The 8961-nt window shown below is 43.2% G+C and carries 9 protein-coding genes; 3 read left to right on the top strand and 6 right to left on the bottom strand.

Features of this window, described 5'->3' with window-relative positions:
- Positions 1 to 309: 309 nt before the first annotated feature.
- The 5 genes from nusB to A3I3_RS0102480 all read right to left on the bottom strand — a co-directional run bounded on the left by nusB (position 310) and on the right by A3I3_RS0102480 (position 3397).
- Positions 310 to 741: a transcription antitermination factor NusB gene (gene nusB / locus A3I3_RS0102500; RefSeq protein WP_018371161.1), complete on the bottom strand. Its 432-nt coding sequence runs from the start codon at positions 739 to 741 to the stop codon at positions 310 to 312.
- Positions 734 to 1126, bottom strand: a complete 393-nt coding sequence (locus tag A3I3_RS0102495; RefSeq protein ID WP_018371160.1) for an Asp23/Gls24 family envelope stress response protein — start codon at positions 1124 to 1126, stop codon at positions 734 to 736. Before A3I3_RS0102495 ends, nusB begins: the two co-directional genes overlap by 8 nt.
- A gap of 13 nt (positions 1127 to 1139) precedes the next feature.
- Positions 1140 to 1700 carry an elongation factor P gene (gene efp / locus A3I3_RS0102490; RefSeq protein WP_018371159.1) on the bottom strand — a complete coding sequence of 187 codons (561 nt, stop codon included), beginning with the start codon at positions 1698 to 1700 and terminating at the stop codon, positions 1140 to 1142.
- Positions 1701 to 1782: 82 nt separating this feature from the next.
- On the bottom strand, positions 1783 to 2241 hold the full coding sequence (locus tag A3I3_RS0102485; protein WP_018371158.1) for a deoxycytidylate deaminase: 459 nt from the start codon (positions 2239 to 2241) through the stop codon (positions 1783 to 1785).
- Positions 2242 to 2332: 91 nt separating this feature from the next.
- On the bottom strand, positions 2333 to 3397 hold the full coding sequence (locus A3I3_RS0102480) for a M24 family metallopeptidase (protein WP_018371157.1): 1065 nt from the start codon (positions 3395 to 3397) through the stop codon (positions 2333 to 2335).
- Between the two features lie 147 nt (positions 3398 to 3544).
- Between A3I3_RS0102480 and A3I3_RS0102475 the strand changes: the two genes are divergently transcribed.
- Positions 3545 to 4300: a hypothetical protein gene (locus A3I3_RS0102475; RefSeq protein ID WP_018371156.1), complete on the top strand. Its 756-nt coding sequence runs from the start codon at positions 3545 to 3547 to the stop codon at positions 4298 to 4300.
- 37 nt (positions 4301 to 4337) lie between these two features.
- Here the strand turns inward: A3I3_RS0102475 and uvrA are convergent, their stop codons facing one another.
- On the bottom strand, positions 4338 to 7163 hold the full coding sequence (gene uvrA / locus A3I3_RS0102470; RefSeq protein WP_018371155.1) for an excinuclease ABC subunit UvrA: 2826 nt from the start codon (positions 7161 to 7163) through the stop codon (positions 4338 to 4340).
- A 141-nt stretch (positions 7164 to 7304) separates the two neighbouring features.
- Here uvrA and A3I3_RS0102465 point away from each other — a divergent pair, with 141 nt between their 5' ends.
- Positions 7305 to 8249, top strand: coding sequence for a magnesium transporter CorA family protein (locus A3I3_RS0102465; protein WP_018371154.1), 945 nt, complete (start codon positions 7305 to 7307; stop codon positions 8247 to 8249).
- A gap of 27 nt (positions 8250 to 8276) precedes the next feature.
- A complete protein-coding gene (locus A3I3_RS0102460; RefSeq protein WP_018371153.1) occupies positions 8277 to 8939 on the top strand; it encodes a DUF1129 domain-containing protein in 663 nt (220 codons plus the stop codon).
- The last annotated feature ends 22 nt before the right edge of the window (positions 8940 to 8961 follow it).

Raw genomic sequence — 8961 nt, 5'->3', positions numbered from 1 at the left:
ATGATTTCTTTATGTGTACCAGCATCTAGAACATCCAAAATCGTAATGTTAGGGTCTTTGATTTCCAGTAAGTTTGTGATAAAATTTAATTGTTCCATAAGATTCTTTCTAATGATGGTTTGATCGCTTTTCATTATAGGTCTTATGGGACTTTTTTTCTACAACAAAATAGGCTCCATAATTCCTAAAGTGATTTTACCCACTACAGAAATTATAGAGCCTAAAAGAGCTGCTCGTTTTTTATTAAGGTCTTCAATCTCAGACTATCATTTTGACACAAAAAAGGGGAGCTTCTCACTCCCTCATTTTTTATTCTTCTGTTACAAACTGACTAAGAATCCCATTAACAAACTTGCTAGACTTCTCATCTGAAAATGTTTTGCTGAGTTCAATGGCTTCATTAACCGCTACAATCTGCGGAGTTTCATCAAATTCCAAAATTTCGTAAAGCCCTAAACGAAGAATGTTCTTTTCTACTAAGGTTAGGCGTTCAATTGTCCAACCTGCTTTTAATTTACTGGCAATTTTGTCATCTAAATCCGATTTTGTGCCTTGGATACCATTGACAAGATTTAAAAGAAAAATCGGAAGTTCCACATTTTTCTCCTCATCAATGTCCTTGTCATGAAGATAGGCAAAACGTACCGCAGCAAGAACATCTCCATCATACTCCAAGCTCATGAGAGCTTGAAAAGCTCGTTCACGTAAATCACGCCGTGAATCTACTGCTGCCTTAGTCATTAAGGAAGTCCTCATCAAACAGATCTTTCAAATCTGGTTTTGGTGTCTTTTCAGGGACGATAGCTACAACGTGAATATTTACAGCATCCAAAAGGACATCTGCCATATCGTGCACGGCACTTTTAACAGCCTTTTGGATAGCGACAGCTACTGCAGGGACACTCACACCATAGTCCAGATAGATATAAATATCAACAGCCAAATCACCATCTTCATTTGCCTGAAGGTAGACTCCACGACCTGAAGCACTCTTAGCCAAACTATCAGACATATTTTTATTTGTCAGCGAGTAAACTCCCTCAACCTTAGACGTTGCAATAGCAATAATTCTTTCTAAAACGCGTGGAGCGATGACAATTTCTCCTAATTGTTGTTCAGTTTCCATAGACCGTTCCTTTCTAGGCACGTGACACGTATGTACCTTCTGCTGTATTTACAATTAATTTTTGACCAATTTCAATAAAATCTGGCACATTGACAACTAAACCAGTTTCAAGTGTTGCTGGTTTGCCAGACCCTGTTACAGTTGCACCCTTGATAGAAGGTTGAGTATCTGTAACTGTCAAGATAACAGTTGTCGGTACTGTCACACCGATTACTTCGTTGCCATAAAATTGGATTTTCACTTCTGAATTTTCTAAAATATATTTCAGCTCATCTTCAACATTAACAACTGGAATTTCGTATTGATCAAATGATTCTGTATCCATGAAATAAGCTGTATCATCCATTTGGTAAAGATAAGTCGCATTGCGGCTTTCGATAATCGCCTGTTCAAATTTTTCTTCTGGACGGTAAGTCGTATCAAAAGTTGAACCTGAACGTACATCACGAAGTTTCATCCGCATAACCGTGTTCCCTTTACCTGGTTTGTGGTGGCTAGCTTCCAATACACGGAGCAATTTCCCGTCTGGAGTCACAAAAGTCATCCCACTTTTCAATTTACCTGCATCTACCATGCTATAATTACCTCTTTAAAAATTAGTTTACGTTTTATTGTACCATAAATAAAGGATTTTCACAAATGCCATTATGCAAAATCTAGTCTTTTCCTAGTTGAATTAAAGGCACGTCGTGTTGAACATAAGGCACATTCTTTTGTTCAAGTAATTCAATAGCAAAGGGATGAGGACGATAATTTGACTTATAGGTCACTTTTTTGATCCCTGCCTGCAAAAGAGCTTTTGTACAGTTAATACAAGGGAAGTGAGTAACATATATTTCTGTGTTGTTGGTAGAAATTCCTTCCTTAGCACACTGAATAAGGGCATTCATTTCTGCATGAACCGTACGAATACAGTGCCCATCATCCATCTGATGACCGACTTCATTACAGTTCTCAGTTGCAGCAACGCCTCCGTTATAACCTGTGGCAATAATACGATTATCCTTAACCAGAACCGCTCCAACAAAGGCACGGTCACAAGTAGAACGTTTGGAAATGAGCTCCGCATTTGCCATAAAATAATCCTGCCAAGAAAGACGTGATTTTTGATCCATGAGCGCCTCCTTCATCGCCTATATTATAACACAAGTAAATCCCCTTGAAAAGATAGGAAACTGAGACTAGTAGTCCAATCTCAGTTTCTCTTTACTTCAAAACAATCAATTCTTTAGGTGCAAGGGTCAGAAGCTCGCAGCCTGTCTCAGTGATGAGGAGATCGTCTTCGATGCGGACGCCGTATTTGCCGTCCAGATAAATACCCGGCTCATCAGTCAAGACCATGCCCGCCTCAATCGGCTCTTCTGACTTGCCAAAGTAAGGAATCTCATGGATGTCCAGGCCGATACCGTGACCAATCCCATGGCTAAAGTAAGGACCGTAGCCAGCATCGTTAATAATCTGGCGCGGAATCCGGTCAAAATCAATTCGGCTAAGCCCAGCCTTAGCTGCTTCTATCAGGGCTTGATTGCTGCGCAGGACAATATCATAAATCTCCCGCTCCTCATCTGTCACCTGTCCCACATGAACAGTCCGCGTCATATCACTGACGTAGTGATTGTAGTAGCAACCAAAGTCCATGGTTAGGGTTTCACCCTTTTGAATGACCTTGTCACTAGCCACACCATGCGGCATAGCAGAGCGGTAGCCCGAAGCGATGATAAAATCAAAAGAGGCACCTGAAGCACCTAGCTGGCGCATACGGGCATCTAAAAAGTTCATAACAGCCAGCTCTGTCGTCTCACCAGGCTTGATAAAGTCCAGCACATCTAGGAAGGCTTGATCCGAAATCTGACAGGCCTTGCGAATGGTCGCGATTTCTTGCTCATCTTTAATCATGCGCAGCTTTTCAATAAAACCTGTCATCGGCACCAGTTCATGAGTAGCAAAAACACTTTCCAGCATTTTAAAGTAAGCATAGGAAATCTCATCATCAAAACCGATTTTTTGCAGCTTGTCATCCGCAATAATCTTGACAATCTCTCCAATCGCGTCGCGCGTTTCGACAATATCAAAACCTTGGACAACTCCCTTGGCAATCAGTGTATAGCGCGCATCCGTCAGGAAAATCCGACGATTCTTGCTGATAAAAACCGTCGCTTCTGTCCCGCTGAAACCAGTCAGATAGTAAATATTTTTCAGATTGGTTACTAAAACAGCATCACACTCTGTCTGTTTTAAGGCTACTTCAAATTTTTCAACTCTTGATAACATGAGAAAACCTCCGTAAAATGATTCAATTTATTATAGCAAAAAAATACCGAAAATAATACAATCTATATAGTTAGGATTAGATGAAATTGACATTTGAAAGCGCTAAATGTATAATTTTCGTTAAACAAGAAAGAATGAGGTAACGATATGAATAAAACAGAATTACTGTTACAAAGACTAGATGAGATTGGTCAGTCTCTAAAAGATTCGAAACAAGCACTAGCTTTGCTGGCACTTGGTTCTTGCGGAACAGAAAGAGAACGATTGGATCAGTACTCAGATTTAGACTTCTTTGTTATTGTAAAAGATGGCTACAAGCAGACCTATATCCAAGACCTAACCTGGTTAAGTAAGCTAGAACCAATTGCATTTCACTACCAAAATACAGTAGACGGACATAAAGTTCTATTTGAAGATGATGTTTTTTGTGAATTTGCTGTCTTTGAAGCTCATGAACTAGCAAACATTCCCTTCTCTGAAGGCAAGATTATCTGGAAGGAGGTCGGTTTTGATGAAACAATCTGTCAGCCACAAAGACTGCCATCAAAAGAAAATAGAGACCGTGAATGGCTATTGGGAGAAATTTCATGTAATCTATATTTAGGGCTAGGTCGCTATCAGCGAGGCGAAAAATTAGCTGCTTATGATTTGATCCAAAACAGATCCGTCAAGCTTTGGACTGAACTAATCAGTTTGGAAACAACTTCTAAATCTAATTTTATAGATGTCTTTAATACCAACAGACGATTCGAAGAAGGTTATCCAAAGGAAGCCAAGCAATTGCCTCACTTTTTGCAAGGTTACGAACGCATTTCTGAGTCTGCTCAAGCACTCCTAGAATATCTGGATAAACACTATTCTCTTAACCCATTTATAAAAGAAAAAATTCGTAATTTATTATAAAAAAGACTCTGCCTAAAAAAGCAGAGCCTTTTAAATCTTATTTTAACTTTCCTTTTAGATACTGGCCAGTATAGCTAGCAGAGTTTGCAGCTACTTCTTCTGGTGTGCCAGTAGCAATAATGGTACCTCCACCGATACCACCTTCTGGTCCAAGGTCGATAATGTGGTCTGCCGTCTTAATGACATCCAGATTGTGCTCGATGACAAGGACCGTATTGCCGTCGTCAACAAAACGCTCCAAAACCTTGAGGAGCTTGGCAATGTCCTCACTGTGGAGCCCTGTCGTCGGCTCGTCCAAGATATAAAAACTCTTACCCGTTGAGCGCTTGTGGAGCTCGGAAGCCAGCTTCATCCGCTGAGCTTCACCACCTGACAAGGTCGTGGCTGGCTGTCCTAGTGTCACATAGCCTAGTCCCACATCCTTGATCGTCTGGAGTTTGCGGGCAATTTTCGGAATATGCTGGAAGAATTCTACCGCATCATTGACTGTCATATCTAGAATCTGGGCGATATTCTTCTCCTTGTAGTGAACCTCTAGAGTCTCGCTATTATAGCGGGTACCGTGGCAGACCTCGCAGGCCACATAAACATCAGGTAAGAAATGCATCTCAATCTTGATAATTCCATCACCCGCACAGGCCTCACACCGTCCACCCTTGACATTAAAGCTGAAACGTCCCTTTTTGTAACCACGAATTTTGGCTTCGTTGGTCTTGGCAAAGAGGTCGCGAATATCGTCAAAAACGCCGGTATAAGTGGCTGGATTGGAGCGCGGCGTGCGTCCGATTGGGCTCTGGTCGATGTCAATCAGCCGATCCACATGCTCAATACCAGAAATCGTTTTGTACTTGCCCGGCTTGTCCGAATTCCGGTTGAGCTTTTGCGCAATCGCTTTTTTCAAAATGGAATTGACTAGCGTAGACTTGCCCGAGCCAGACACGCCCGTCACTGCGATAAACTTGCCCAGCGGAAAGCGTGCCGTAATCTGCTGCAAATTGTGCTCGGCTGCGCCGGTGATTTCGATAAAGCGACCATTGCCCACGCGCCGCTCTAAGGGCAGCTCAATCTTACGCTTGCCCGACAGATACTGACCAGTGATTGATTTTTTGCTTTTGGCAACTTGTTTGGGCGTTCCTGCGGCTACGATTTCACCACCGAAGACACCTGCACCCGGCCCCACATCAATCAGCCAATCCGCTTCGCGCATGGTGTCCTCATCGTGCTCGACCACAATCAAGGTATTGCCCAAATCGCGCATCTTTTTGAGGCTGGCAATGAGGCGGTCATTGTCCCGCTGATGAAGCCCAATCGAGGGCTCATCCAGAATATAGAGCACACCGCTCAAGTTGGAGCCAATCTGCGTCGCTAAACGAATCCGCTGGCTTTCCCCACCTGACAGCGTCCCCGCCGAACGCGACAGGGTCAGATAATTGAGCCCGACATTATTAAGAAAGGTCAGCCGATCCTTGATTTCCTTGACAATGGGTCTTGCAATCGTGGCTTCATTGTCCGTCAAGGTCAGAGCCGTCACATGCTCCAAATGGTCGGCAATGGATAAATCAGACAGCTCCCCGATATTGAGCCCCTGCTCGCCGCCCACACGCACGGACAAAGCCTGCGGATTGAGGCGGTAGCCATGACAAGCCGCGCAAGTCAGCTCATTCATATAAGAACGCATTTGCGTCCGCGTGAAATCGCTATTGGTCTCATGATAGCGCCGACTGATATTGGTCACAATTCCTTCAAAAGGAATGTCAATATCGCGCACACCACCAAATTCATTTTCGTAATGGAAGTGGAACTCACGGCCATTTGAGCCAAAGAAAATTAAGTTTTTCTCTTGCTCGCTTAAATCTTCAAAAGGCTGATCCATATCTACGCCAAACTCTTGCATGGCCTGCTCCAGCATCTGCGGATAGTAGTTGGACGAAATCGGATTCCAAGGAGCTAACGCCCCTTCGCGCAGCGTTTTACGGCTATCTGGCACGACCAAGTCCAAGTCAACCTCTAGCTTGACCCCTAAACCGTCACAGTCTGGACAAGAGCCAAAGGGAGCGTTGAAAGAAAAGAGTCGCGGCTCTAGCTCAGGCACGGTAAAGCCGCAAACCGGACAGGCATAGTGCTCCGAAAAGAGCAATTCATTGTCATCCATGGTGTCAATAATGACATAGCCCTCGGCAATCCGCAGCGCCGCTTCGACCGAGTCAAAGAGCCGACTGCGAACTCCGTCCTTGATGACAATCCGGTCTACCACAACCTCAATATCGTGCTTTTTGCTCTTGGATAGTTCGGGAACTTCGGACACATCGTAAATATCACCGTCCACGCGCACCCGCACGTAGCCGTCTTTTTGCACCTTTTCAAAAATAGTCTTGTGCTGCCCTTTTTTCTTGCGCACAATGGGCGCCAAAATCTGCAAGCGTTGGCGCTCTGGCAACTCCAAAACCTTGTCCACGATTTGCTCGACTGAGGAAGCCGTAATAGCCCCGTGCCCGTTGACACAGTAAGGCGTCCCGACCCGCGCATACAAGAGCCGCAGATAATCGTTAATCTCTGTTGCCGTCCCGACCGTTGAGCGGGGATTTTTGCTGGTCGTTTTTTGGTCAATGGAAATGGCAGGGCTGAGCCCGTCAATCGAATCCACATCGGGTTTTTCCATATTGCCCAAAAATTGCCTTGCATAGGCCGACAGACTTTCCACATAGCGACGTTGCCCCTCCGCATAGAGGGTGTCAAAAGCCAGACTAGACTTACCAGAGCCTGACAAACCTGTCACCACCACCAGCTTATCGCGGGGAATGGTCACATCAATATTTTTCAAATTATGAGCTCGCGCTCCATGAATAATAATTTTATCTTGCATGTTCACAACTTTCTAAATTGTTACTACTTTTCGCTTTATCCTTTCATTATAACAAAAAAATTAGAATTCTATTAGCCAAAAGGTCGTATTTGTAGTATAATGATATGGTGTAAATTTACTAGAGTAGGGAGGAGATCAAAAATGAAACAGGTATTTCTATCAACCACAACTGAATTTAAAGAAATTGATAGTTTGGAACCGGGAACTTGGATCAATCTGGTCAACCCTTCTCAAAGTGAATCTATGGAAATCGCCTCTGCTTTTGATATTGATATTGCCGATTTGCGGGCGCCACTCGACGCCGAAGAGATGTCACGGGTAACAATCGAGGACGAGTACACACTGATCATCGTCGACGTTCCCATTACCGAAGAACGGAATAACAAAACTTATTATGTCACAATCCCTCTGGGAATTATCCTAACGGAAAATGCCATTATTACCACCTGCCTTTATGAATTACCTCTACTTGAAATTTTTATTCACCGCAGGTTGCGTAATTTCTACACCTTTATGAAATCGCGGTTCATTTTCCAAATTCTCTATCGCAATGCCGAGCTTTACCTGACCGCTCTACGTTCGATTGACCGCAAGAGTGAGCAGATTGAAATTCGCCTGCACCAAGCGACCCGTAACGAAGAATTGATTGAGCTCATGGAGCTGGAAAAGACCATTGTCTACTTTAAAGCCTCACTCAAAACCAACGAGCGCGTGATTAAGAAGCTAACCAGCGCAACCAGCAATATCAAGAAGTATCTGGAAGACGAAGACCTGCTGGAAGACACCCTGATTGAAACCCAGCAAGCGATTGAAATGGCAGATATCTATGGCAATGTCTTACGCGGGATGACTGATACTTTTGCCTCAATCATTTCCAACAACCAAAATAATATCATGAAAACACTGGCGCTGGTAACCATTGTCATGTCCATTCCGACCATGATTTTCTCGGCTTACGGCATGAACTTCAAAAATAATGACCTGCCGCTTAACGGCGAACCCCATGCCTTCTGGCTCATCATTTTCATCGCCTTTGCCATGAGCATTTCCCTGACAATTTATCTAATCCATAAAAAATGGTTTTAATCCACCTAGTAAGGAGCACTTTTTACAATGACCTATTCATTAGATCAATTAACAAATAAAAACCAAGAATTTGTCCGCATTGCAACAAATCAACTAATCAAAGACGGTAAAACCGATCAAGAAATTCAAACTTATCTAGAAGAAATTTTCCCAGAAATGATAGAAAATCAACACAAGGGGATCACTGCTCGAACTCTCTATGGTTCCCCAACTTCTTGGGCTCAAAGCAAATCAGAAACCACTACCATTGCCAAAGAAAAAGAGGAAAATACTTCTCCTTCACTTATGATTATGGACTCTGCACTCTTTATTTTGGGAATTGTTGCTGCCTTCACTGGAATTGTGAATTCTTTTTCGACAACAGGAAGTTCTTATGGCTTAGTGACTCTTTTAGCTATGGGGCTAGTTGGAGGATTAGCTTTTTATGCTATGTACCACTATGTTTACCGTTTCTATGAACCCGGTGAAACCAAACGTCCAAGTTTTGTTAAATCTTTCCTGATTATTGGTGGAGTGACCCTTTTGTGGGTTGCTAGTATTTCACTAACCGCTCTATTACCTCGAACAATCAACCCTCTATTACCCGGTTATGTTATTCTTATTGTCGGTGTACTCGTTCTGGCCCTTCGCTTTTATCTCAAAAAACGTTTTAATATTCGTAGCGCTATGCAAACAGGCCCACGGCGGTAGTAATAGAAAAAGAAGCCAGAAG

Source organism: Streptococcus massiliensis DSM 18628 (assembly GCF_000380065.1).
GTDB classification, from domain to species: domain Bacteria; phylum Bacillota; class Bacilli; order Lactobacillales; family Streptococcaceae; genus Streptococcus; species Streptococcus massiliensis.
The sequence above is the reverse complement of the archived record's forward strand: the minus strand, read 5'-3'. Positions and strand labels throughout refer to the sequence as shown.